We start from the raw sequence: 24517 nt of genomic DNA on the forward strand, positions 1-24517 counted from the left end.
TTACATGCCCTGAACCTTCTTCACCCTGAACCACGCCGCATACAGCGCGGGCAGAAACAGCAGCGTCAGCGCGGTAGCCACGATCAGACCACCCATAATGGCCACGGCCATCGGGCCGAAGAACAGGCTGCGCGACAGCGGGATCATTGCCAGTACGGCCGCAAGAGCCGTCAACACGATGGGCCGGAAGCGACGCACTGTGGCTTCGATGATCGCGTGCCACTGATCCAGGCCTGCGGCGATGTCCTGCTCGATCTGATCCACCAGAATCACCGAGTTGCGCATGATCATCCCCGACAGCGCAATGGTGCCCAGCATGGCCACGAAGCCGAACGGTTGATTGAAGATCAGCAGGAACAGCGTCACCCCGATCAGGCCAAGCGGTGCGGTCACGAACACCATGAGCATGCGTGAGAAGCTGCGCAACTGGATCATCAGCAGGGTCAACACGACCACGATGAACAAGGGAACGCCTGCGTTCACCGAGTTCTGTCCGCGTGCGGAATCCTCCACCGTACCGCCAACCTCCAGCAGATAACCGTCCGGCAACTCGGCGCGTACCCCATCCAGGGTCGGCATGATCTGCTTCACCAGCGTCGCCGGTTGATCCTTGCCATAGATGTCAGCACGCACGGTCACACTGGGCAGGCGGTTGCGGTGCCAGATCACGCCTTCTTCAAATCCGTACTCCAGCGTCGCCACCTGAGACAGCGCGACGCTGGCGCCGTTTTGCGTCGGAACGGCCAGACTGGACAGCGCTTCCAGCTGCTCGCGCTCATTGCGTGTGCCGCGCACCATGATGTCTACCAGTTCGTCGTCTTCGCGATACTGACTGACGGTTGAACCGGTGAGCGAGTTGCGCAGAAAGGCCGAGAGGTCGGCGGTGGTCACGCCCAGCGCCCGTGCGCGATCCTGATCGATATTCAGGTGCACGACTTTGCTCGGCTCCTCCCAGTCCAGGTGGACATTGGACACATGAGGATTCTCGCGAACCTTGTCCTGCACCTTGCGCGCCAGCGCCCTGACCACTTCGATGTGCTCGCCAGTGACACGGAACTGCACCGGATAGCCCACAGGCGGGCCGTTTTCCAGACGCGTCACCCTGGAGCGCAGGGTCGGAAACTGTTCATTGAGATGAGTGATCAGCCAGCTGCGCAGCGCCTCGCGATCCTCGATGCTGCGGGTGAGCACCACGAACTGGGCGAAGCTGGGCGCAGGCAGTTGCTGGTCCAGTGGCAGGTAGAAACGCGGCGAGCCGGTGCCCACGTAAGCGACGTAATTGTCGATGCCTTCGTGGCCCTTGAGCATCTGTTCCAGACGCTTGACCTGCTCGCCGGTGTTGACCAGCGACGAGCCTTCGGCCAGCTTCAGGTCCACCATCAGTTCCAGACGCCCGGAAGCCGGGAAGAACTGCTGCGGGACAAACTTGAACATCACCACCGACAGGACGAACAAACCGACCGTGGCGACAATAACGGTCTTGCGGCGCCGTACGCACCAGCCCACCAGTGCGCGGACACGTTTGTAGAACGGCGTCGCATAGGGATCGGGGGCATGGCTGCCATGCTTGGCTGCATGCCGCTTGGCGAGATCCGGCAATAGACGGTCGCCCAGATAAGGCACGAACATGACTGCCGCGATCCACGAGGCAATGAGCGCGATGGTCACCACCTGAAAGATCGAACGTGTGTACTCACCGGTACTCGATTGCGCGGTGGCAATCGGCAAGAAGCCAGCTGCCGTGATCAGCGTGCCGGTCAGCATCGGGAATGCCGTACTGGTCCAGGCGAAGCTGGCGGCCTTGAGCCGGTCGTAGCCCTGCTCCATCTTGATCGCCATCATTTCCACGGCAATGATCGCGTCATCCACCAACAGACCCAGGGCAAGCACCAGCGCCCCCAGCGAAATCTTGTGCAGGCCGATGCCCAGGTAATACATGGTCGCAAAGGTCATCGCCAGCACCAGCGGAATGGCCAGTGCGACCACCATGCCGGTGCGAACACCCAGCGAGAAGAAGCTCACCAGCAACACGATGATCAGCGCTTCGGCCAGCACCTGAACGAACTCGCCGACACCGGTCTTCACCGCAGCTGGCTGATCGGACACCTTGCGCAACTGCATGCCGACCGGAAGGTTTTTCTGTAACCGGGCGAACTCGGTTTCCAGCGCTCGTCCCAGCACCAGAATGTCGCCGCCGTCCTTCATGGCCACTGCCAGACCAATCGCATCCTCGTCCATGAAGCGCATGCGCGGCGCAGGCGGGTCGTTGAAGCCACGGTGTACATCCGCCAGATCGCTGATTCGAAACGTGCGGTCGCCCACGCGGATCGGGAAGTTGCGGATCTCGTCCACGCTTTGAAACTGCCCGCTGACCCGCAGCTGGATGCGTTCGCTGGAAGTCTCGAAGAAGCTTGCCGAGGACACCGCGTTCTGCGCCTGCAGTGCCTGTTGCACCTGTTGCAACGGCAAGCCCAACGTGGCCAGCTTGACGTTGGACAGCTCGATCCAGATCTTCTCGTCCTGCAGGCCAATCAGCTCGACCTTGCCAACATCCTTGACCCGTTGCAGCTGAATCTGAATCCGGTCGGCGTAATCTTTGAGTACCGCGTAATCAAAACCCTGGCCGGTCAGCGCATAGATATTGCCGAAGGTCGTACCAAACTCATCGTTGAAAAAAGGCCCTTGAACGTCGGGCGGCAGGTTCTGGCGAATATCGCCGACCTTCTTGCGGATCTGATACCAGAGATCAGGCAGGTAGGCGGAAAAGATCGAATCACGCGCCACGAAGGTGACGGTGGATTCTCCCGGCCGCGAGAACGACGCAATGCGCTCGTACTCACCGGTTTCCATCAGCTTCTTTTCGATGCGATCCGTGACCTGCCGCGCCACTTCTTCGGCGCTGGCGCCCGGCCACAACGTGCGGATCACCATGGCCTTGAAGGTGAAGGGCGGATCTTCACTCTGCCCCAGTTTGGTGTAGGACAGCGCGCCCACGATGGCCAGAACGATCATCAGATACAGCACGACCTGGCGGTGACGCAGCGCCCATTCGGAAAGATTGAAGTGCATCGGGCCTACTCCTTGGCAGCCAGTTTCACGGCCCGATTGCTGCGATCCACCGGACGGACACGCTCACCCTCACGCAATACATGCCCACCTGCGGCCACGATCCAGTCGGTTTCCTGCACGCCCTGAACGATTGGCACCGACTCCTGACCGTACGGGCCGACCTGGACCGGGACTCGCGTCACAGTGCTGTCGGGGCTGACACGCCAGACATACGTCGCTCCGTTCTCGGCGGTAACCGCCGAGAGCGGCACCGCCAGCGGCACGGCATGCTGGGCCGCAATGAATACCCGTGCGCTCTGGCCCAGCTCTGCGGGAACCTGCCCGCTGGCAAACGCCACCCGCGCCGCAAAGGTGCGCGAACGGGGATCGGCGGACGGTGACAGCTCACGAATACGGCCTGGGAAGCGCTGATCGCGCAGTGTCCAGAGCTCGACAGAGACCGGCTGGCCGACCTTGAAGCGGGCAAAATTCTGTTCCGGAAGGCTGATCAGCACTTCTCGCTCACCGTCGGTGGCCAGGGTGAAGACAGTCTGCCCGGCAGCAACCACCTGCCCGACCTCGACCGAGCGCCTGGCGATCACGCCGTCCTGAGAAGCACGCAGCACGGCGTAAGCCGTCTGATTGTCAGCCACCGTCAGCTCGGCCTTGATCTGCTTGAGTCGGGCTTCGCCTGCGCGATAGAGGTTTTCGGCGTTATCGTATTGCGAGCGGCTGACCATCTGCCGATCAAGCAGGGTCTTGTACCGATCCCGCTCGGAACGCACCAGTTGCAGGTTGGCTTCGGCGGCAGCGACTTGTGCACGAGTGGCGTCCAGTTGCAGGCGTACGTCCTGCGCATCCAGTTCGGCAAGGGGCTGGTTGGCCTTGACCCGCTGCCCCTCCTCGACCAGCCGCTTGCTGACCTTGCCGGCAATACGAAACGCCAGCTCAGGCTCAAAGCGGGCACGCACTTCGCCAGGGTAGCTGTCCATGGATTGAGCGGAAGGCAGCGGCTGCACCACCATCGCGGGGCGCACGAAAACCGGGGCGGTGGTTTCCTGACCGCACGCTGTCAGCAGCGAGACCAGACACAGTGGCACGAGAAGCGGCATGACATCGCGGAGCATGATGTAAACCTTCATCAAAACAGGCTTGGAATAATTGTACTGGCGAGTATATTAAAAATTATCAAACTCACCAGTACATTATTTGAACCTTATGCCTGATACCCCATCCAACAGCGGCCCCGGCCGTCCCAAGGACCTCGAGAAACGCAAGGCCATTCTCGAATCCGCGAAGAATCTGTTTGTCAGCAATGGCTACGTGAACACCAGCATGGATGCGATCGCCAGCGAAGCCGGCGTCTCCAAACTCACGGTCTACAGCCATTTCACCGACAAGGAAACGCTGTTTTCAGCCGCCGTGGTGGCGCGTTGCGAAGAGCAGATGCCTGCCGCGCTGTTTCATCTGGCAGAAGGCGCGACGGTCGAGACAGCGCTGCTGAATATCGCCCGTGCCTTTCAGTGTCTGGTCAACAGCCCGGAATCCCTCGACCTGCATCGCTTGATGGTGACGCTGGGCACTCAGGACCCGCAGCTGTCGATGATTTTCTTCGAGGCCGGTCCGCAAAAGCTCGTCAGCGAGATGGAACGTGTGCTGGTCGAGATCGACGTAACCGGCAGCCTGCGCATCGAAAGCCCGCGCAGGGCTGCCGAGCATTTTCTGAACATGGTCAAAGGCATTCACAACTTCCGGCTGCTGGTGGGATGCAGCACACCACCGGACGCGGATACCGCTGAGCGGCATGTGCAGGAAGTCGTGAAACTGTTCATGCGGGCCTATCAGCCTGAACAGTGACGGACAGGCACGACCGGGTTAATCCACAGCCTTGGGCTTGAGGGCTTTCTTCGGGTAGATGTCGTAGCGGCTGGATTTGCCATCCAGCGCGTAACCCGGCTTGGGGCCATCGATGCAGGGTGCCTTGCGCGGACGCTTGACGACCACACGGTGCGTGGCCAGTGCCAGCGCGGCTTCCAACAAGGCAGGCGCGTCCATGTCATCGCCTACCAGCGGGCGGAACAGGCGCATCTCTTTTTTGACCAGTGCGGTTTTTTCCCGGTGCGGGAACATCGGATCGAGGTAGATCACCTGCGGCGCCTCGCCCTGCCAGTCACGAATCAGCTCAATCGAGTTGCCGGTCAGCAAACGCATCTGACCGATGATCGAACCCACGTCGCGGTCATGGCGCCCGCGCGACAGCCCGTCTTCCAGCAAGGCGGCGATAATCGGTTGCCGCTCGATCAGGCTCATCTCGCAGCCCAGGCTCGCCAGTACGAACGCATCCTTGCCCAGACCCGCCGTGGCATCCAGCACGCGGGGGCGGATACCCGGTTGAATGCCGACGGCCTTGGCGATCATCTGCCCGGTGCCACCGCCGAACAGCCTGCGATGGGCCACCGCTCCTTCGACAAAATCGACCCGCACCGCGCCGGGCGCATCGTCACCCAGCTGTTGCAATTGCAGGCCATCGTCGGTCACCTGCAGCGCAAAATCAGCCTGTTCGTCCTGCAAGGGCAGGCCCAGACGCTCGGCCCATGTGGTCGCCTGATCCTGCCCGTCCGCTGTCAGGGCTTCGACCCGGATACGACTGCCTGCCTGCTGTTCACTCATTACGTCTACACACTCAAAAAATGTTAATGATCAGCAAAATCTGCCGATAACCAAGTATCCGGCATTTTGCCAGACCCAACGCCAGTACTGATCGCTATGTCAGACATTGTTCAAACATCCATTGGCTATTTGTCGCACTCAGGCGACTTTAGCGTCCGCAACAGCCGCACCCTTGGTGGTGTCACGCAGTTGTGGTCGGATGCTTTTGCACGTGCGATGGCTGATCAGGTTGCCGACAGCACGCCGATTCCGGTCCACCCAAGCAGTGTGGAAGTGGACGTCGAGACCGGCGAACCTGTCGCAGGCGCCAAGACCCTGAGCAAGATCGTCGAGCAGCGTGCCTGCCCGGTGGCCGACACCGAGGTCAAACCGCCAGAGCCGCTGTTCCTGCCAATCGCCGAATTCGAACTCGATCTGCTGCCACCGCCAGCCGAGCCGTTCAGCATTGCCGACATGATCGAGCAACAACGTCATCTGGAATTCGAAAGCAACTGGGTGCGCCCGACCGTCCTCAATGCTCACAGCGATGTGACACCTGGCCCCGCACCACAGACCCGTCCGCTGCACCTGCCTATCGCAGAGCTCGAATGGGACCTGGCTGACAAGCCTGCCCTGCCCCTCGACGAAAAGACCATCGCCACCCAACAGCGCCAGTTCGATTACGAGAATGTCTGGGCTCGTCCGCTGATTCTGCAAAACCTGCGCATGGCAGCCTGATCAGCGACACACCTGCCAACGCCCCATGTCCACATGAAAATGATCCCGGTGCGCTGCGTTGTATTCCGGCCCCAGCACCGTGCTGAAACTCCTGCAGGCTCCGTCGCGAACCAGCCTCAGAAAACGCCCCTTGTCCCCTGCGTCATTCCAGTCCTTGAGCAGGTTGATGCGCTGACCATCCGCCAGACGAAAACCGGCGATGTCCAGCGCATTGGCCGTCGCATGCTGGCTGAGCCGGCTATTGGCGCGGTTATAGATATTGCGGCAGGCAAAACTGCCCAAGTGATCAATACGTGCAACGCGCTGACCGAACACTGTCTCGGCCGCCGGCTGCAGCGTGTGAATGTCGAACAGCACGTAGGCCACCGCCAGCGGACAACTGGCCAGAAAGCTGCTGCTCAGTGCCACATCGCCGCCCTGCACACGCAAGGTGTTCTCCAGCGGACATCGCGCCGACGCCGGGCTGTCGGCCTGCCGGCTGAAACGCAGACCCGACGCACTCAACACCTGATCACACAGCGCCGGATCATCCCGCAGGCGTGACAGCTTGAACGGCGTCAGCAGATTCGGTTCGGCGCGCACATCCAGCGGTGCCCAAGGATTCCATTGCGGCGGTACGTCGATCCAGCCACGCCAAACCGCAACCACTCCGACCGCACACAGAACCAGCAACAACAGAAACACACGCATGCTCAGCCCTTGAACAGATCGTTCAGTTGATCGAAGGGCAGCGCCTGTCCGGCGTAGTTGAAGGTGCCGTAGTTGCGGATTTCCTCGGCAGCGCGATAAAGGCCCCCAAATGCCGCACGGGCAAGCGAGGAGCCGACGCTGATGCGCTTGACGCCACACTCGCTCAGATCCGCCACGGAAAGTGTCACGCCGCCCAGCCCCATCAGGATATTCACAGGCCTGGGCGCTACAGCACGCACCACTGCGATGACTTCTTCACGGGTACGAAGGCCAGGAGCGTAAAGTACATCCGCCCCGGCTTCGGCGTAAGCCTCGAGCCTGCGAAGGGTGTCAGCGAAATCCATCCGCCCGTTCAGCAGGTTTTCGGCCCGCGCCGTGAGCATGAACGGAAACGGCAGGCTGCGCACCGCAGCGACCGAAGCCCGGACGCGTTCCACCGCCAGATCGAAGTCGTAAATCGGATGGTCTGCCCGCCCGCTGGCATCTTCGATGGAGCCACCCACGATTCCCGACGCTGCCGCCTTGAGCAGCGTTTGCGCGCAGCCTTCGGGGCTGTCGGCGAAGCAGTTTTCCAGATCGGCAGCGACAGGAAGCGAGGTGGCCGCCACAATATCCGCCACGTTGGCCAGCGTGTCATCACGGCTGATCGCACCCTCGGCGTCCGGACGACCCAAGGTAAACGCGAGGCCCGCGCTGGTCGTCGCCAACGCTTCGAACCCCATCGAGGCCAGCAGTTTTGCCGAACCGGCATCCCAGGGATTGGGCATCACGAAAGCACCATCGCGCTCATGCAAGGCCTTGAACGTCTGCGCTTTGAGAAGTTGTTGCGAGTCCATGTGCGTGCTCTCCGGGTGACGGGCTTCAATCAACCCACACCTATCGACCTCAGAGCAAGCCCAACTGCTCCACCTGCGGACCTCGATCCAGTTCAGGCAGCGGTGGCAGCCCTGGCAGGCGCACCCTCAATTGCTCATGAAAACGTCGCGCCAGCTCGGGCGCGCGCAGGTTGTCCGGTGTGTGCAGGAACACGTAAGGCACCCGCCCTTCTTCAATCCAGACCGCGACTTTTTCCACCCACTGCACCAGAAACGGGTCATTGGCCTCAAGCTCAGGGCGGCCAATGAATCGGACCTGAGGATGCTGAGTGAGCGCTGCCGGACGTGCAGGCACCTTGGGCTTCTTGGACTGCGCGTGCAGGACCGCGGGGTCGCTGGATACACAACTGAACAAGGCACGCGAATCCAGACAGATGCGCTCAATACCGCGATCCAGCAGCAGACGATTGAGCATGCGCTCCTCATCGCCCTTCATGAAGAACGCCATATTGCGGACTTCCACAGCGAGCGGCACATTCAGTTCATCAATGAAACCGACCAGCTCAGCCAGGCGTTGCGGCGTGAAACTGGCCGACAGTTGCAACCAGAACGGCGCAACTCGCTGACCCAGCGGAGCCATCAACTGAATGAAGGTCTCAGCAGCGGTCACTTGGGCGCGCAGATCACCGTCATGGCTTATGTCACGGGGAAATTTGGCGGTGAAGCGAAAGTCTTCAGGCATCACTTCAGCCCAACGCTGCACGGTGGAGGCCGCGGGACGGGCATAGAAAGTGGTATTGCCTTCGACAACATTGAAAACCTGCGAGTACAAGCTCAGGAAATCAGTCGGGCGGGCGTCATCGGGATACAGCGAATCGCGCCAGGCGTTTTCGCTCCAGGACGGACAGCCGAGGTAATAAGGCAGGTCGGACACAATCAGACGTGAAGATCGAGCCCCGATACTTCAAGGTCCCAATCCACAAAGCTGGCCGTGGTCAGGTAACTGGCCAAGGCATTGGCGACACGAGAGCTCATGGAGCGGGGAAAGATGATGTCCTGAGGACGTGCAGGTACGTTGCCAGTACTGCCGATCGGACCCTGGTCAGCGTCGCGACGGGACGCGCGCGCAGGCACCGGCAGATCAATGTCGGTGGTGACTTCTTCGAAAGAACCCTCAACCGTCGAAGGCTGCTTCTGCGGCTTTCGCTTGATGGGGTAAGAACGTTGTGATGGTCCGTCGATGCGCATCAATATTTACTCGGCTTCTGTAGTGGCAATTTAACGTTACAGTCCGGATACTGGCAAACTCCCTAACGTTAACTAGACCACACATATTGCAAATTGTTTGAGCTCGAGCGTTTTAAGTCACACTAAAACGATAAACGGTAGATGGCAAATTGATACAACCGTTGCAATCGCCATAACTTGCGAGTTGCCGCGCGAGTACTAACGCGCCTTCGGCGTGGCAACCTTGTCACGCAGATACACCGGCTGCGCATCATCGGCCTGAACGGCTTCGCCGCGATGCCAGGCAAACGTGGCCAGCGTCAAAAGGTCCTGAGCGTGCGGCAGCAGGCTTGCATCATGCCCTGACAACGCGACCGGGATACGCTCGGCGTAGCCCCACCCCGTACCGGCACCGAACCATTCACCCGTTATGTCAGCGGGCAATGCGGCCAGCTCCGGCGCCATCACCGCTTCGGCACCGACCAGACGCATCTCGCCTGCTGTTTCGCGATAACAGCCCCAATAGACTTCATCCATTCGCGCATCGATGGCGGCCGCCACCTGCGACACGCCCCGCTCGCGAAAGGCTCGCTGTGCCAGCACCGCCAGATTGGAGACCGGCAATACCGGACGCTCCAGCGCGAATGCCAGCCCCTGAACCACGCCAATAGCAATCCGTACGCCGGTGAATGCACCCGGACCACGGCCGAACGCAATGGCATCCAGCGCCGACATCGCAATACCTGCCTCGGCCAGCAGGTCCTTGATCATCGGCAACAGGCGCTGGGCATGCAGGCGCGGGATCACCTCGTAGTGGCTCAGTACCTTGCCGTCATGCAGCAAAGCGACCGAGCAGGCTTCAGTGGCGGTGTCCAGGGCCAGCAAGGTGGTCATCGGTGTGTCCGTCGTCATGGAAAAGTGGCGCAGTATAAATGACAAATGGCCCGCAAGCGGGCCATTGTCGAGAAGCGATGTCGAATCAGCTCAGTGCTTTCAGCACTTTGGCGGTGATCTCTTCTACAGAGCCAACACCTGGGATGTGGCTGCACTTGGGCTTGCCATTCTGAGCGCTGAGCTTGCTGTAGAACTCCACCAGCGGCTTGGTCTGCTCGTGGTAGACAGCGAGGCGATGACGCACGGTTTCTGCCACATCGTCAGGGCGCTGAACCAGATCTTCGCCAGTCACATCGTCCTTGCCTTCAACCTTGGGCGGGTTGTAAACCAGATGATAGGTGCGACCGGATGCCGGGTGGACACGGCGACCGGACATACGCTGGACGATTTCTTCGTCATCAACAGCGATTTCCAGCACATGGTCGATTTCCAGACCGGCTTTCAGCAATGCCTCGGCCTGTGGAATGGTGCGCGGGAAGCCATCGAACAGCACGCCGTTCTGGCAGTCCGGCTCAGCCAGACGGTCCTTGATCAGACCGATGATCAGATCATCGGAGACCAGACCGCCCGAATCCATGACGCTCTTGGCCTTGATGCCCAGTTCTGTACCGGCCTTGACCGCTGCGCGCAGCATGTCGCCTGTCGAAATTTGCGGGATGCCGAACTTTTCAGTGATGAATTTTGCCTGAGTACCTTTACCGGCCCCGGGAGCTCCCAGCAGAATCACGCGCATCGTCATGCTCCTCAAATTTTTTATATGGAAATCATCGGATTCGCCTCAGGGGCCAATCTAAAAAATGAATCAGGCCAATAGGCCAAAAGGCTGATCAAGATACACAGCAGACCGTAGCCGCACAAGCCGCCAAAAGTCGCAGTAACCGCAGGGGCACTGGCGTGCAGACCGAGGTCACTAAACGCTGCGACCTGCTGCAGCCCCTCCGGCAGGTTAGCCTTTAAACGCTTCACCTGCCGTGATCCTGATCAAACCCAGCGCCTGCCACTCGGGCCAGGCCGTCAGCCGGTGTTGCGCAGCCCGGCGGCAATTCCCGCCACAGACACCAGCAACGCCAGTTCCAGAGGGCTGTCCAGATGCGCCTCACGGTGGCGCGAGCGCGACAGCAGTTCAGCCTGAAGCAGATGCAACGGATCCAGATAGGTATTGCGCAGGCTGATGAACTCGAGAGTTTCGGGGCTGTGTGCCAGCAATTGCGTCTGCCCGGTCAGCCCCAGCACCACGTCGCACGCCTGCGACAATAGGTCGCGCAAATGTGAGCCTAAATGTTGCAGCTCTCCGCTGACCAGACGTTCGTCATACAGTCGCGCAATATCTGAATCTGCCTTGGCCAGTACCATTTCCAGCATGTCGATGCGGGTTCTGAAGAACGGCCAGCGCTCGCGCATCTGCGCCAGCACGTCGCCGTCGCCACGCTCCAGCGCCTTGGTCAGCGCCGCTTCCCAGCCCAGCCAGGCGGGCAGCATCAGGCGTGTCTGGGTCCAGGCGAAAATCCACGGGATGGCGCGCAGACTCTCCACACCGCCTTCGCGGCGTTTGGCTGGTCGGCTGCCCAACGGCAGGCGACCCAATTCCTGCTCGGGCGTGGCCTGGCGGAAATACTCGACGAACTCCGGATTTTCCCTGACCACGGCCCGGTAGGCGCTGACGCCATCACTGGCCAACTGATCCATCATCGTGCGCCACGCCGGTTCGGGCAGCGGCGGTGGTAACAGCGTCGCTTCCAGTACAGCAGCCAGATAAAGGTTGAGGTTCTGCTCGGCAATGTCCGGCAGGCCGAACTTGAAGCGGATCATTTCGCCCTGCTCGGTGGTGCGGAAGCGTCCCGCCACAGAGCCCGGAGGCTGCGACAGAATCGCCGCGTGGGCCGGGCCACCACCACGTCCGACCGTACCGCCACGGCCATGGAACAGCAGCAGTTCGACCTGTTGGTCGCGACAGATCTGTACGAGTTTTTCCTGCGCCCGGTACTGCGCCCAGGCCGCTGCGGTCGTGCCAGCGTCCTTGGCCGAGTCGGAATAACCGATCATTACTTCCTGAGGACCGTGCAGACGCGACCGATAACCCGGCAACCCCAGCAGTGTTTCGATGACCGGTCCGGCGTTGTCCAGATCCGCAAGTGTTTCGAACAACGGCACGACGCGCATGGGTCGTTGCAGCCCGGACTCTTTAAGCAGTAACTGCACCGCCAGTACATCCGACGCAGCGCCCGCCATGGAAATGACATAAGAGCCCAGCGATGCGGCCGGTGCCGCCGCCACTTCGCGACAGGTTGCCAATACTTCGGCTGTGTCTGCGGCGGGTTTGAAATAGCCGGGCAGCAGCGGACGACGGTTGTTCAGTTCACGCAGCAGAAACTCGATGCGGGTCTGCTCATCCCATTCCTCGTAACGGCCCAGACCCAGGTAATCAGTGATTTCAGTCATGGCCGCGCAATGGCGGCTGGAATCCTGACGCACGTCCAGACGCACCAGGAACAGACCGAAGGTCACGGCACGACGCAGGCAATCCAGCAGCGGACCATCAGCAATCACGCCCATGCCGCACTCATGCAGCGACTGGAAGCAGAGCATCAAGGGTTCGATCAGCTCGCGATTGTCATGCAGCACGGACTCAGGCGCAGGCTGAGTGATGGCCAGCGAAGCATTGGCCCAGTTGCGGGTCGCTCGCAGGCGTTCGCGCAGGCGCTTGAGTTCGGTGCGATAGGGCTCGGCACTGTCGCCGACACGGGCACGCAACGCATCGCTGGCCTGCTGCATCGACAGGTCGGCGGCCAGACTGTCCACATCGCGCAGATACAGGTCGGCCGCCATCCAGCGCGCCAGCAGCAATACTTCACGAGTGACAGCCGCCGTGACATTCGGATTGCCGTCCCGGTCACCGCCCATCCACGAGGCAAAACGGATTGGCGCAGCTTCGAGGGGCAAGTGCAGACCGGTCGCAGCCTGCAGCGCCAGATCGGCCTTGCGCAGGTAGTTGGGAATGGCATGCCACAGCGAATGCTCGATGACCGCAAAGCCCCACTTGGCTTCATCGACCGGGGTCGGGCGGATACGACGGATCTCTTCGGTGTGCCAGGCTTCGGCGATCAGCCGCTGCAGCCTCGAGGTGATCTGTTCGCGCTCCAGGCTATTGAGATCACGATGATCCAGCGCGGCCAGTTGCGCGGCAATGGCGTCGTATTTCTGAATCAGCGTGCGCCGGGCCACTTCGGTGGGGTGCGCGGTGAGCACCAGTTCGATCTCCAGCTTGCCCAACTGTCTCGCCAGCGCATCGGGGGCATGACCTTCGGCCTTCAGGCGCTCCAGCAGTTCGGGCAGTACCCGGGATTCGAACGGTTGCGGCTGCGAGTCGTCACGGCGATGCATGAGCTGGTATTGCTCGGCGATGTTCGCCAGGTTTAGGAACTGATTGAACGCGCGCGCCACTGGCAGCAGCTCATCGTCTTCCAGGCCATCGACACTGGAGCTGAGGGCTTCGGCACCTTCAGCAGAGCCACGCCTGCCCGCCTTGGCGCTCTTGCGAATACGCTCGATCTTGTCGAGAAAATCAGCCCCGCGCTGTTCGCGAATCGTATTGCCCAGCAGCTCACCCAGCAGGTGAACGTCTTCGCGCAGTCGCGCATCGATATCGGCCATCGTTCCCTCTCCCGGTTTTTTATTGGGGCTTTTTGTCTGATCGCTTACCCGAACTGAACGGGTGTATTGAAATCCGCTTTGCCAACAGTGCATCAAAAGCGCGCTCGCCGACAAATCCTTGTGCATGAAATTATCTGTCCGTGCCACGAATGCCATACAGGCTAATCTCATGCATGAGCCACACAACGACTCCATCACGCAACAGACTCGCCACAAGCGAGCCCATCGAGAAGACAGTCAGGAGAAGTCACCATGAAAATCCGCGAACTGGCCCGCCACTGGGAAAATAATGCCAAGGGTCGCCTGACCAGGACCCGCTATGCGATTCATCTGGATATCGAATCCGCCGCGCGACTGGCCGCACTGTGCGAGATGTACCCCAAACATCACCCTGAAGAGTTGCTGGGCGAGCTGATCGGCGCGGCAATGGAAGAACTGGAAGCCAGCTTTCCTTACGTCAAAGGGCCGCATGTCGTGGCGACGGATGAGGAAGGCGACCCCCTTTATGAAGACATCGGCGCCACGCCCCGCTTCCTGGCACTGTCCAAACGTTACCTGCATGAACTGTCTGAGGAGCTGGACACGCCAGTCGATGAACCCGGCCAGGTGTAACACCGCCGATTCTGCCAGGGCCCACGCCCGTAAAGGGCCGGGCCTGACGGCTCGCTCGATATTGGCAGAATATTGAGTACGACATATAAAACGTTCCCGCCCACTCACGAAATATTTATGTGAACTATTCAAAAACCCCGCAGGTCCGAGCCATTAACCATTACAGGAAAGCCTGAAGAGCATCAGGTGGTTGCATGACCCGATGCCCGGCCTGAATAAAAACTGTCATGGATAACCACGTTCGGAGTCAGACAATGGAGTTGATCACCATGAACACCCCTACTGCCAATACCACGTTCAAAGGCCTGCGCGGGCTGAAACTCGCTGCGCTGGCGCTGGGTAGCACCTTCATCCTGGCCGGCTGTGCGGGCAACCCGCCGTCGGAGCAGTACGCGGTCTCTCAGTCGGCCGTCAACAGCGCAGTGAGCGCCGGCGGTACTGAGTTCGCAGCGGTGGAAATGAAGTCGGCTCAGGACAAGCTCAAGGAAGCGGACCTGGCCATGCAGGACAAAAAGTACGACGAAGCGCGCAAGCTGGCCGAACAGGCCGAGTGGGATGCCCGAGTGGCAGAGCGTAAGTCTCAGGCCGCCAAGGCTGCCAAAGCCGTGCAGGATGCTCGTCAGGGCGTCAACGAACTACGTGACGAAGGCATGCGCCAGGTGCAGTGAGCACCGCCATCAACCTTTGGTTTTCATGCATTCGTAATCGATTAAAGGACGACCCTAATTATGCGTAAACAATTGATGATCCCTGCCCTGCTGGCCATGAGCGTTGCTTTGGCTGCCTGCGCCACCAAGCCGAACCCTAACCTGGAACAGGCGCGTACCAACTTCACCTCCCTGCAGACCAACCCGGACGCCACCAAGGTTGCCGCGCTGGAAACCAAGGACGCGAGCGAATGGCTGGCCAAGGCTGAACAGGCGTTCCGTGATGACGCCGACGCCAAGAAAGTCGACCAGCTGTCTTACCTGACCAACCAGCGCGTTGAACTGGCCAAGCAGACCATCGCCCTGCGCAACTCCGAAGCCGCTCTGCAGAACGCTTCTGCCGACCGTGCCAAGGCTCGTCTGGAAGCGCGTGACGCACAGATCGCAGCACTGAAGAACAGCCTGAACGCCAAGCAGACCGAACGCGGTACTCTGGTGACTTTCGGTGACGTGCTGTTCGACTACAACAAGGCCGAGCTGAAGCCAGGCGCCCAGGGCGACATCGGCAAGCTGGCTGCTTTCCTTCAGGAAAACCCTGATCGCAAAGTGATTGTTGAAGGCTACACCGACAGCACCGGTTCGGCTTCCTACAACCAGTCGCTGTCCGAGCGCCGCGCCAATTCGGTTCGCATGGCTCTGACTCGCATGGGCGTAGACCCGACTCGCATCGTTGCGATGGGCTATGGCAAGGAATATCCGGTTGCTGATAACACCAGCAACTCTGGCCGTGCCATGAACCGTCGTGTGGAAGTGACCATTTCCAACGACAACCAGCCGGTTGCTCCACGCTCCTCGATGAAATAATCGACTGAGCGGCTGCACCGAAGCCCCGCCTGCGCATACAGGCGGGGCTTTTTCATGGGCGCTTCACGGGCGTGTCGACGCCTGCTTAGCGATACAGCGCACGGCCTGCCTGCGATCATCGACCAGCACGCCGGACAGCCCGGTGCGCGACGTGTCGAACAGCACCAATACCCCATTTATGCACTGCGCCACTTCGTCCGCAGGCGTGGCGGCGATCTTGTAGTCCTCTCCGGGCACGGTCTTGAGCAGCGTGAACTCGCTCAGTAACAGCGCATCCTCGGGTCTCGCGAAATGCAGGTAGCCGTAGTACCACAGGCAGCCGACCGTACCGATGATGCTCGCGATGCCGGTCAGGATCATGCCCCTGACGTTACGCTCATCACTCATTCCTGCGTCTCGGGTTGCTTTGAGGTTACCGGGTAATTGGGTACTTCGGCGAGGCGGCGCAGCCCGTTGAAATGCTGTGGATCTTCAAGATAACGGAGCATGACCTGCCGCCATAACGGATCGGCAAAGGTCTGCACATGTCCGCCGCGGGTCAGTTGCAGCACACGAGGCGGCGGCGCGGCCTTGTAGACACTGATTCCGTTCACCAGCGGCACCAAGGTGTCATCCATGCTGTGAAAGATCAGCATCGGGGTGCCAGCCATCCTGGGCAGACCGTTGACGGCACTGTCGCCATCAGGAATGAACCAGGACAATGGCGTCCTGAACGGCAACGTCAGCCAGGAGTTGCTGAGTGAATTGCGCGCGACGTCCCTGTAGCTCGCAGGCACACCGTCGAGAACCAGCGCCTTGATTCTGGATCGCTCGTCGGGATGCTCCGACAGGTAGTGCACAGCCAGCGCGCCGCCGATGCTCTGACCCAGCACCACCAGCGGTTTGCCTTGCACCTCGGGCGCAGCTTTCAACCAGTCGAAGGCGGCTTGAATGTCCTGATAGATCGCGGGCAGGCCAGGCTCGCCCTGCGACTGGCCATAGCCGCGGTAGTCGAGCATCAGCACCTGATAGCCCTGTTCGGGCAGCCACCAGCTTCCGCCCAGATGCCAGGACATATTGCCGCCGTTGCCATGCAGGTGCAGCACCGTGCCCTTGACCGGCACGCCCGCCTTCGCCGGGAGCCACCAGCCGTGCAGGCGAGTGCCGTCTGCAGCGGTCAGATTGACGTCGCGGTACTCCAGACGCGCCTTGTCAGGGGTGAACGGCAGACCCGGTTCCGGGTAAAACAGCATCGAACTGCAGCCGGCAAGACTGAGGAGCAAGGCAAGGATGCTGATCAGTTTCAAATGAGAGGTTCCTTGAGAGAGTCAAAATGGTGCCCGTGACGCCCTGCGTCACCTTCGAGAGCGGACGCGGAGCGTCCTGAGAGGCATTCCCACGCAGAGCGCTCGTCGTTATACACAAGCCTATCAAACACTGATCGTGCCCATCGCTCCGCGTGGGCATGCCTCCCGTGACGCTCCGCGTCACAAATGGCACAGACTGCGGATTCAGTGAGCCGAGCGCATGGCTCCAGTCACCTTTTCGCCCCTCGGCGACTTACTTTGAGAGGCCAAAGTAAGCAAAGCCTTTTGCTCCGGTTCCGGCCCCGGCTTCGCCGGGGTTCCTTCGTCCTGACACTGATTCGGGGGTCGCTGCAAATGGGCCATCCATGGCCCAGTGCAGCTCAATCGGCATCCATGCCGATTGCCCCCCGAATCAGCGCCAGGACTCAGCCTTCACCCACGTCGCGATCTGCGGTGTTCATGCCATCGCGCTACAAAAGCGCATCAGTGCTGCTGCCTCACTGGATGGCCAGATGACTTGTGTATAACGATGAGCGCAGAGCGTGGGAACGATCATCAGGCCACATCACAGGGCTAGAGAATATTCGAGTAATCCGCTTCGATACGATCCAGGCTCAGGTGGTTGAGGAAGTTGGAGAAGCACATCCAGGCTGACAGGGCGTTCATGTCGCGGAACTGCTCGGGCAGGTATTTGGGTGCGACCACCAGGCCTTCATCGACCAGTTGGCGAAGGGTGCGCATGTCTTCCAGCGTGGTCTTGCCGCAGAACAACAGGGGCACCTGTTCCAACTTGCCCTTGCGCACGGCCAGCTGAATGTAGTTGTAGACCATGATGAAGCCTTTCAGGTACGACAGGTCCTTGGTGAACGGCAGCCCGTTGGGCACAGAACCTCGGAACACCCGGCTGGCGTTGCCGTAGCTTTCCGGCATGCCGAAGCCCTGCTCGCGATAGAACTCGAACACCTGCAGAAAGTCCGCGCCCTCTTCGGCCATGTGAATGGCTCGCGTGCGGTTGGTGAGCTTGCGCAGACGGCTGGGGTAGGACGCAAAGGCGATGACTTCCATGAGAATCGCCAGCCCTTCCTGAGTCACGGTCGATGACGGCGGGCCTTTGGAGAGGAAGGTGCAGATCGGCTGGTTCTGCCCGTTCAGCGTCGTGCCCACATGCACGAGGCCTTCATGGACTTCCAACGCGCGCACATCGCGCTCGTTGAACATCGCGTCGCTGCGAATCTTGATGTAATCCGCGCCAGCCGCCGCGTCTGCCACGATGCCGTCGGACTCGAAGACACGAATGGTTTCCTCGGCCTCGCCGAACACCCGGTTCAGACGCGACTGCAGCAAGGCCACGGCGTCCTTGGCGGTCAGGGTCTTCGGTTCGTCCTTGAGATCGCCACGCCCGGCAATGTTGTTCAGGTAATCGGACAGCATCAGCCCCAGATCGGCCAGTGTTGGATCGCCCGCGTGGAAGGCATCGGAGGCCGCGCCGTAGAGTTCCTGAGAGATCAGCCCGAAGTCAGGTGTGCCCCGCGCTTCGAGCATGCGGATCACCATTCGGTATTCCCTGCACATCCGGCGCATGATCTGCCCGACCGGATTGAACTGGCCCAGCTGGCGCGTGACGTCGCGCTCGATGTTCTGGAATTCCTGCTTGAGGGCGCTTGAATCGAAGCCCAGCGGGCGATTCTCGTAATAGGCACGGTCCACGGCAGGCAGGGCCTTGCCCTTGGCGGCGAGGAAATCCCGGCGAACCGTGTCGTCCCACTTCACTGCATCCAGCACGCGAATCGGTGTCTGCGCGGCAACGATCCGATCCGATAAAACACGAATAGTCTGCTGGTACTCGTCCACCCGGTACTCCTTGGCTGGCGGGCTATCGCCCTGCTACTCGGCAACGCGCCTGTAACGCGCGACTTCCTGAAAAACATCTGAGTTGGCGGGATCGTCGAGGTACCCGAATACCTGCTCCAGAGGGCTGGTAATCAGGAGACCCTTGCCCGTTTCATTTTCGACCGGCTGACCAGCCAGACTGCCTTGCTCGACCCACTGACCGACGCGGTCCATGTCCAGACTATAGACAACCAGCTCACCGCTGCGGGTCAGCTCGAAACCTCCAATGCCATAGTCAGCGCCATATTTGGCCGGAAGCTTCGCCGAGAGGTACCAGCGACTGCCGTGGTGCGTCACCGTCACGGTGTACTCATCGCCGTGACGTCGGTCGCCCTTGCGGTAGCTGACGGCCTTGTAACGGTTGGCCCCGGCACGCGAGACGTCCAGTTCCAGCGGCTCGCCCCAGGCGTTCTTGCTGGTCCACTGACCCAGCAAACCGGCGGGCGCAGCCTCACGGGCGGGTATCGGGTCCTTGAAGGTCACCAGACAGCCGCTCAACAACAAAAACGACAGCGCAATCAACACGCGCCAGGTCTTCATGGGGTTCTCCTGAACAGAAGCAGCGTCACCCTCGAACCGGTTGAGGGGTTCCCAGCACCAGACGCATCTGGCGGGTGAGCATACAGAGGATTTCTTCGTCCGCCTGACGCAGCGGGCCATGAAGCAGGCCCTGATATTCCATCCGGCGGATGAGCCCCGTCAACACTTGCGCATCCTGATAAGGCTGCAACGAGCCAATCACCTGAAAAAACTGGCAACTGCCCTGCAGCAGGATTTCCTGATGCGCCATGACCAGCGGGGTCAGACGCGGGTTGATCAGCGCCTCATGGTAGAACGCATGTTCGGCAATCAGGTAATCGCGCCGGGTCAGCAACTGGTGGCGAATGTGCTCCATCACCATTTTGGCAATGTCGTCGGCCAGCTTGAAACGGTCGCTGGGACTGCCGGAACTGCGGGCCATCATGTCGCGCAAGATGACTTCGGTGTTCTGCCACAACCTGGCCAGGTAGTCTGCGCTGCGCTGCACGTACTGGGCGAAGGCGTCGGTCAACAGGTCGTCGATATCCTTGAAGTAATAGGTCGTTGCCGACAGCGGTACGCCCGCCTCGGCAGCCACGGCCCGGTGGCGTACGGCACGCACGCCGTCACGCACCACAATGCGCATGGCAGCATCGAGAATCACCTGCCTGCGCTGCTCGCTCCCCTCTCGACTGGCCTTGCGACCCTGATACTTGACACTTCTGGCCACCGCGCTCGCTACCCCGGCAGCCCCTTCTCTGGCAATCGTCACACTATCGTCCTTATAAACTCGTCCTGAAAAAGACCCAAAAAAAAGCCGCCCATTCGAGGCGGCTTTCTTTTTTTTCGTTACGCCTGCGGGCGCATGTGCGGAAACAGGATCACATCCCGGATCGACGGCGAGTTGGTGAGCAGCATCACCAGGCGGTCGATACCGATCCCCTCACCGGCTGTCGGCGGCATGCCGTACTCCAGCGCACGTACGAAATCGGCGTCATAGTGCATGGCCTCGTCGTCACCGGCGTCCTTGTCGGCAACCTGAGCCTGGAAGCGTTCGGCCTGGTCTTCCGCGTCATTGAGCTCGGAATAGGCGTTGGCAATTTCGCGGCCGCCGATGAACAGCTCGAAGCGGTCGGTGACGCTCGGATTGTCATCGTTGCGACGTGCCAGTGGCGAAACTTCGAACGGGTACTGGGTGATGAAGTGCGGCTGTTCCAGCTTGTGCTCGACCAGCTCTTCGAAAATCATCACCTGCAGCTTGCCCAGACCTTCGAAGCCCAGGACCTTGGCACCGGCCTTCTTGGCGATGGCGCGTGCCTTGTCGATGTCCTGCAGATCGGCTGCGGTCAGTTCAGGGTTGTACTTGAGGATCGAGTCGAACACCGACAGGCGCACGAACGGTTCGCCGAAGTGGAACACCTTGTCGCCATACGGCACATCGGTGGTGCCCAGAACCAGTTGAGCCAGTTCGCGGAACAGCTCCTCGGTCAGATCCATGTTGTCTTCGTAGTCGGCGTAGGCCTGGTAGAACTCGAGCATGGTGAACTCGGGGTTGTGCCGGGTCGAAACGCCTTCGTTACGGAAGTTGCGGTTGATCTCGAACACCTTCTCGAAGCCACCGACAACCAGACGCTTGAGGTACAGCTCAGGCGCGATACGCAGGAACATTTCCATGTCCAGCGCGTTGTGGTGGGTTTCGAACGGCTTGGCCGCCGCGCCACCAGGAATGGTCTGCAGCATCGGCGTTTCGACTTCGAGGAAGTCGCGCTTCATCAGGAAGCTGCGGATGTGGGCAATCACCTGCGAACGCACGCGGAAGGTCTCGCGCACGTCTTCGTTGACGATCAGGTCGACGTAACGCTGGCGATAGCGCTGTTCGGTGTCGGTCAGGCCGTGGTGTTTGTCAGGCAGCGGACGCAGCGACTTGGTCAGCAGGCGCACGGACGTCATTTCAACATAAAGGTCACCCTTGCCGGAACGGGCCAGGGTGCCTTCGGCGGCAATGATATCGCCCAGGTCCCAGGTCTTGACTTCGGCCAGGGTTTCTTCCGGCAGTGTCTTGCGGTTGACGTAGACCTGGATGCGACCGGTCATGTCCTGAATCACCATGAACGAGCCACGGTTGAGCATGATGCGACCGGCAACCTTGACCGGAATCGCTGCCGCAGCCAGATCTTCCTTGGTCTTGTCGACGTACTGTTTCTGCAGGTCGTTGCAGTAGCTGTCGCGGCGGAAGTCATTCGGGAAGGCCTGACCCTTGGCACGGCCGGCAGCAAGCTTTTCCTTGCGCAGGGCGATCAGGGTGTTTTCTTCCTGTTGCAGGGCTTGCGGGTCGAGTTGTTGGTCGCTCATGTCTTCAGTCATTCCATCACAGGTTCGTTGCCCCGGTTCATCCGGGTTCGCGGGCAAGGCGGATAGCCGTCCCGGACGCTTGCACAGGACCGCGCTCACGGCGCGAATCCTGCGAGGCGTGCATTACAGCCCTTGTTTGAGGCTTGCGATCAGATACTCGTCCAGATCACCGTCGAGCACCTTGTCGCAGTCGCTGCGCTCGATGTTGGTCCGCAGGTCCTTGATGCGCGAGGCATCCAGCACGTAGGAGCGAATCTGATGACCCCAGCCGATATCGGACTTGGTGTCTTCCAGCGCCTGGGACGCTGCATTGCGCTTCTGAACTTCCTGCTCATACAAACGGGCCCGCAGCATTTTCATGGCGGTGTCCTTGTTCGCATGCTGGGAACGTTCGTTCTGGCAGCTGACCACAGTGTTGGTCGGAACGTGGGTGATACGGACCGCCGAGTCGGTGGTGTTCACGTGCTGACCACCGGCACCGGAGGAGCGGTAGGTGTCGATCCGCAGGTCCGACGGGTTGATGTCGATTTCGATGTTGTCATCGATTTCCGGCGACACGAACACGGCCGAGAACGAGGTGTGACGACGGTTGCCGGAGTCGAACGGGCTCTTGCGCACCAGACGGTGTACGCCGATCTCGGTCCGCAGCCAGCCAAAGGCGTATTCGCCCTTGATGTGCACGGTCGCGCCCTTGATACCGGCGACTTCGCCAGCGGACAGTTCCATGATAGTGGCGTCGAAACCGCGCTTGTCAGCCCAGCGCAGGTACATGCGCAGCAGGATGTTGGCCCAGTCCTGCGCTTCGGTACCGCCGGAGCCGGCCTGGATATCCAGGTAGGCGTTGTTCTGGTCCATTTCGCCGCTGAACATGCGACGGAATTCCAGCTTTTCCAGCGATTCGCGAAGGCGTTCGACTTCGGCGGCAACGTCATCGACGGCAGCCTGGTCTTCTTCTTCGGCCGACATCAGCAACAGGTCCTTGGCATCGACCAGACCGGACGTCATTTCGTCCAGCGTGTCGACGATCTGCGCCAGCAAGGCACGCTCGCGGCCCAGGTTCTGTGCGTATTCGGGGTTGTTCCAGACGTTTGGATCTTCGAGCTCGCGATTGACTTCGGTCAGACGATCATGTTTGTGATCGTAGTCAAAGATACCCCCGAATAGTTTCGGAGCGCTCGGACAAATCCTTGATGCTGTTTAGGATCGGGTTGATTTCCATGGTGGGCAGCACTCGCAGGCGAAATTTTCAAAGCCGACGAGTATACCCCAGGCAACACCATGAAAGCAGCCCGTCGGGCAGGCCTTGTGCAGCCAATTTTATTGAATGGATGAGTTTCCGGTGGCAGATGCTTATTTGGCTCTGACATAACGCTATCTGGCAGCAAACTCTGACTGCGGGAGGCACCACCACGTCTTCGCCGTAGCGCTGTCGCGCGGCAAACATTTGACCGTGGGAGGCGGCTTGCCGGCGATGCAGGCGACGCGGTATGTCAGGAACACCGCGTTATCGTTCATCGCCGGCAAGCCGCCTCCCGCAAAAACATGTTCATTCAGCAGATGACGTGTTGTTTGACAAGAGCCCGCCTGGCAGCAACTCCGGCCAGCTCAGCCCACCGATACCTGATTGCGGCCATTGTGCTTGGCCACATACAGCCCCTTGTCGGCATCAAGAATCAGCTGGCGACTGTGTGAGCCGACCTGTGGAGAAACTGTGGCCACGCCGATGCTGACGGTGAGGTGAGAGCCTTCGGCAGGCGCTACGTGGGGGATGTTCATGCCCACCACGCTCTGACGCAATTTTTCAGCGATCAGCCGCGCGCCACCCGGCGAGGTGTTGGGCAGCACCATCGCAAACTCTTCGCCACCATAGCGGGCGGGCAGATCCGAGGGCCGACTGCAGCTGTTGCGAATGGCCTTGGCCACTTGCCGCAGGGCCTCGTCGCCTTCCAGATGCCCGAAGCTGTCGTTGTAGGCCTTGAAGAAATCGACGTCGATCATCAGCAGCGACAACTGGGTCTGGTCACGGGTCGCGCGACGCCATTCCAGTTCCAGATACTCATCAAAATGACGGCGGTTCGACAGTCCGGTCAGGCCATCGGAGTTCATCAGGCGCTGCAGGACCAGATTGGTATCGAGCAATTGCTGCTGGCTGACACGCAGGGCGCGATAGGCCTCGTCACGTTGCAGCAGGGTCAGGTATGAGCGCGAGTGATACAGGATGCGGGCAACCAGTTCGATGTTGTCCGGCAGCTTGACCAGATAATCGTTGGCGCCGGCGGCGAACGCGGCGCTCTTGATCAGCGGATCTTCCTTGGTGGACAGCACGATGATCGGGATATCGCGGGTCAGCGGATTGCTACGGTATTCACGCACCAGCGTCAGACCGTCCAGGCCGGGCATGACCAGGTCCTGAAGAATGACCGTCGGCTTGATCTGCACAGCCTGGGAGATGGCCTGATGCGGATCGGCGCAGAAGTGGAAATCGATCGAGCTTTCGTTGGCCAGACCACGCCTGACCGCCTCGCCGATCATCGCCTGATCGTCGACCAGCAGCACCATCGCAGAGTTTTCATCCGGTGTCTTGATCTCGTCCATCTGCAGATCATGCATGAAGTTTCTCCTGGTGACCAAGCAG

23 protein-coding genes are annotated in these 24517 nt (G+C 60.4%); 5 read left to right on the top strand and 18 right to left on the bottom strand.

Features of this window, described 5'->3' with window-relative positions; genetic code table 11:
- Together CFBP1590_RS20235 and CFBP1590_RS20240 are read right to left on the bottom strand one after the other, a co-directional pair.
- A complete protein-coding gene (locus CFBP1590_RS20235; protein ID WP_088235808.1) occupies positions 1-3069 on the bottom strand; it encodes an efflux RND transporter permease subunit in 3069 nt (1022 codons plus the stop codon).
- Between the two features lie 5 nt (positions 3070-3074).
- On the bottom strand, positions 3075-4175 hold the full coding sequence (locus tag CFBP1590_RS20240; RefSeq protein WP_088236442.1) for an efflux RND transporter periplasmic adaptor subunit: 1101 nt from the start codon (positions 4173-4175) through the stop codon (positions 3075-3077).
- A gap of 91 nt (positions 4176-4266) precedes the next feature.
- Between CFBP1590_RS20240 and CFBP1590_RS20245 the strand changes: the two genes are divergently transcribed.
- Positions 4267-4905: a TetR/AcrR family transcriptional regulator gene (locus CFBP1590_RS20245; protein WP_058431971.1), complete on the top strand. Its 639-nt coding sequence runs from the start codon at positions 4267-4269 to the stop codon at positions 4903-4905.
- A gap of 18 nt (positions 4906-4923) precedes the next feature.
- On the opposite strand, the gene CFBP1590_RS20250 is transcribed toward CFBP1590_RS20245, so the two are convergent.
- Positions 4924-5718, bottom strand: coding sequence for a class I SAM-dependent methyltransferase (locus CFBP1590_RS20250; RefSeq protein WP_058431970.1), 795 nt, complete (start codon positions 5716-5718; stop codon positions 4924-4926).
- A 96-nt stretch (positions 5719-5814) separates the two neighbouring features.
- On the opposite strand from CFBP1590_RS20250, the gene CFBP1590_RS20255 reads away from it, so the two are divergent.
- Positions 5815-6435, top strand: coding sequence for a hypothetical protein (locus CFBP1590_RS20255; protein ID WP_004878953.1), 621 nt, complete (start codon positions 5815-5817; stop codon positions 6433-6435).
- Here CFBP1590_RS20255 and CFBP1590_RS20260 read toward each other — a convergent pair whose 3' ends face one another.
- From CFBP1590_RS20260 to ppc, 7 genes are all read right to left on the bottom strand, one after another.
- Positions 6436-7125, bottom strand: a complete 690-nt coding sequence (locus CFBP1590_RS20260) for an extensin-like domain-containing protein (RefSeq protein WP_088235809.1) — start codon at positions 7123-7125, stop codon at positions 6436-6438. It abuts the gene before it with no gap.
- A gap of 2 nt (positions 7126-7127) precedes the next feature.
- The gene (locus CFBP1590_RS20265; protein WP_088235810.1) at positions 7128-7961 is read right to left on the bottom strand and encodes an isocitrate lyase/PEP mutase family protein; all 834 of its coding nucleotides are present in this window, start codon (positions 7959-7961) and stop codon (positions 7128-7130) included.
- Between the two features lie 49 nt (positions 7962-8010).
- Positions 8011-8874 carry a DUF72 domain-containing protein gene (locus tag CFBP1590_RS20270; protein WP_057408669.1) on the bottom strand — a complete coding sequence of 288 codons (864 nt, stop codon included), beginning with the start codon at positions 8872-8874 and terminating at the stop codon, positions 8011-8013.
- Positions 8875-8876: 2 nt separating this feature from the next.
- Positions 8877-9188 carry a hypothetical protein gene (locus CFBP1590_RS20275; protein WP_025994515.1) on the bottom strand — a complete coding sequence of 104 codons (312 nt, stop codon included), beginning with the start codon at positions 9186-9188 and terminating at the stop codon, positions 8877-8879.
- Positions 9189-9386: 198 nt separating this feature from the next.
- Complete coding sequence (gene tsaB / locus CFBP1590_RS20280; protein ID WP_004878943.1) at positions 9387-10061, bottom strand: tRNA (adenosine(37)-N6)-threonylcarbamoyltransferase complex dimerization subunit type 1 TsaB; 675 nt, start codon at positions 10059-10061, stop codon at positions 9387-9389.
- An 85-nt stretch (positions 10062-10146) separates the two neighbouring features.
- Positions 10147-10794 carry an adenylate kinase gene (gene adk, locus CFBP1590_RS20285; protein WP_057408672.1) on the bottom strand — a complete coding sequence of 216 codons (648 nt, stop codon included), beginning with the start codon at positions 10792-10794 and terminating at the stop codon, positions 10147-10149.
- A gap of 281 nt (positions 10795-11075) precedes the next feature.
- Positions 11076-13712 carry a phosphoenolpyruvate carboxylase gene (gene ppc / locus CFBP1590_RS20295; protein WP_088235811.1) on the bottom strand — a complete coding sequence of 879 codons (2637 nt, stop codon included), beginning with the start codon at positions 13710-13712 and terminating at the stop codon, positions 11076-11078.
- Between the two features lie 252 nt (positions 13713-13964).
- Here ppc and CFBP1590_RS20300 point away from each other — a divergent pair, with 252 nt between their 5' ends.
- The 3 genes from CFBP1590_RS20300 (at position 13965) to lptF (ending at position 15835) form a co-directional block, all read left to right on the top strand.
- On the top strand, positions 13965-14324 hold the full coding sequence (locus CFBP1590_RS20300) for a hypothetical protein (protein ID WP_025994519.1): 360 nt from the start codon (positions 13965-13967) through the stop codon (positions 14322-14324).
- Positions 14325-14578: 254 nt separating this feature from the next.
- Entirely contained in the window at positions 14579-14992 is a 414-nt protein-coding gene (locus tag CFBP1590_RS20305; protein ID WP_004878933.1) for a DUF4398 domain-containing protein, read from the top strand.
- A gap of 60 nt (positions 14993-15052) precedes the next feature.
- Positions 15053-15835 (top strand): lipotoxin F family OmpA-related lipoprotein LptF, encoded by a 783-nt coding sequence (gene lptF, locus CFBP1590_RS20310; RefSeq protein WP_004878931.1) that lies wholly within the window; start codon positions 15053-15055, stop codon positions 15833-15835.
- 63 nt (positions 15836-15898) lie between these two features.
- Here lptF and CFBP1590_RS20315 read toward each other — a convergent pair whose 3' ends face one another.
- From CFBP1590_RS20315 to CFBP1590_RS20350, 8 genes are all read right to left on the bottom strand, one after another.
- Complete coding sequence (locus CFBP1590_RS20315) at positions 15899-16222, bottom strand: PA3694 family proteiin (protein ID WP_058431963.1); 324 nt, start codon at positions 16220-16222, stop codon at positions 15899-15901.
- Entirely contained in the window at positions 16219-17121 is a 903-nt protein-coding gene (locus tag CFBP1590_RS20320) for an alpha/beta hydrolase (RefSeq protein ID WP_058431962.1), read from the bottom strand. The genes CFBP1590_RS20315 and CFBP1590_RS20320 overlap by 4 nt, the downstream gene beginning before the upstream one ends.
- A 573-nt stretch (positions 17122-17694) precedes the next feature.
- Positions 17695-18972 carry a flavohemoglobin expression-modulating QEGLA motif protein gene (locus CFBP1590_RS20325; RefSeq protein WP_029241803.1) on the bottom strand — a complete coding sequence of 426 codons (1278 nt, stop codon included), beginning with the start codon at positions 18970-18972 and terminating at the stop codon, positions 17695-17697.
- A 33-nt stretch (positions 18973-19005) separates the two neighbouring features.
- Positions 19006-19551, bottom strand: coding sequence for a hypothetical protein (locus tag CFBP1590_RS20330; RefSeq protein ID WP_058431961.1), 546 nt, complete (start codon positions 19549-19551; stop codon positions 19006-19008).
- Between the two features lie 25 nt (positions 19552-19576).
- Positions 19577-20302 (bottom strand): TetR/AcrR family transcriptional regulator, encoded by a 726-nt coding sequence (locus tag CFBP1590_RS20335; protein ID WP_029241801.1) that lies wholly within the window; start codon positions 20300-20302, stop codon positions 19577-19579.
- A gap of 77 nt (positions 20303-20379) precedes the next feature.
- Entirely contained in the window at positions 20380-21882 is a 1503-nt protein-coding gene (gene lysS / locus CFBP1590_RS20340) for a lysine--tRNA ligase (protein ID WP_004878920.1), read from the bottom strand.
- A 123-nt stretch (positions 21883-22005) separates the two neighbouring features.
- Positions 22006-23101, bottom strand: a protein-coding gene (gene prfB / locus CFBP1590_RS20345) for a peptide chain release factor 2 (protein ID WP_096766619.1) whose coding sequence is annotated in 2 segments (ribosomal slippage) — positions 22006-23028 and positions 23030-23101 — 1095 coding nt in all. Because the reading frame shifts where the segments join, the coding sequence is not laid out codon by codon here.
- A gap of 386 nt (positions 23102-23487) precedes the next feature.
- Positions 23488-24492: a response regulator gene (locus CFBP1590_RS20350; RefSeq protein WP_029241800.1), complete on the bottom strand. Its 1005-nt coding sequence runs from the start codon at positions 24490-24492 to the stop codon at positions 23488-23490.
- Positions 24493-24517 lie beyond the last annotated feature (25 nt).

The sequence above is a fragment of the Pseudomonas viridiflava genome (genome assembly GCF_900184295.1).
GTDB classification, from domain to species: domain Bacteria; phylum Pseudomonadota; class Gammaproteobacteria; order Pseudomonadales; family Pseudomonadaceae; genus Aquipseudomonas; species Aquipseudomonas viridiflava.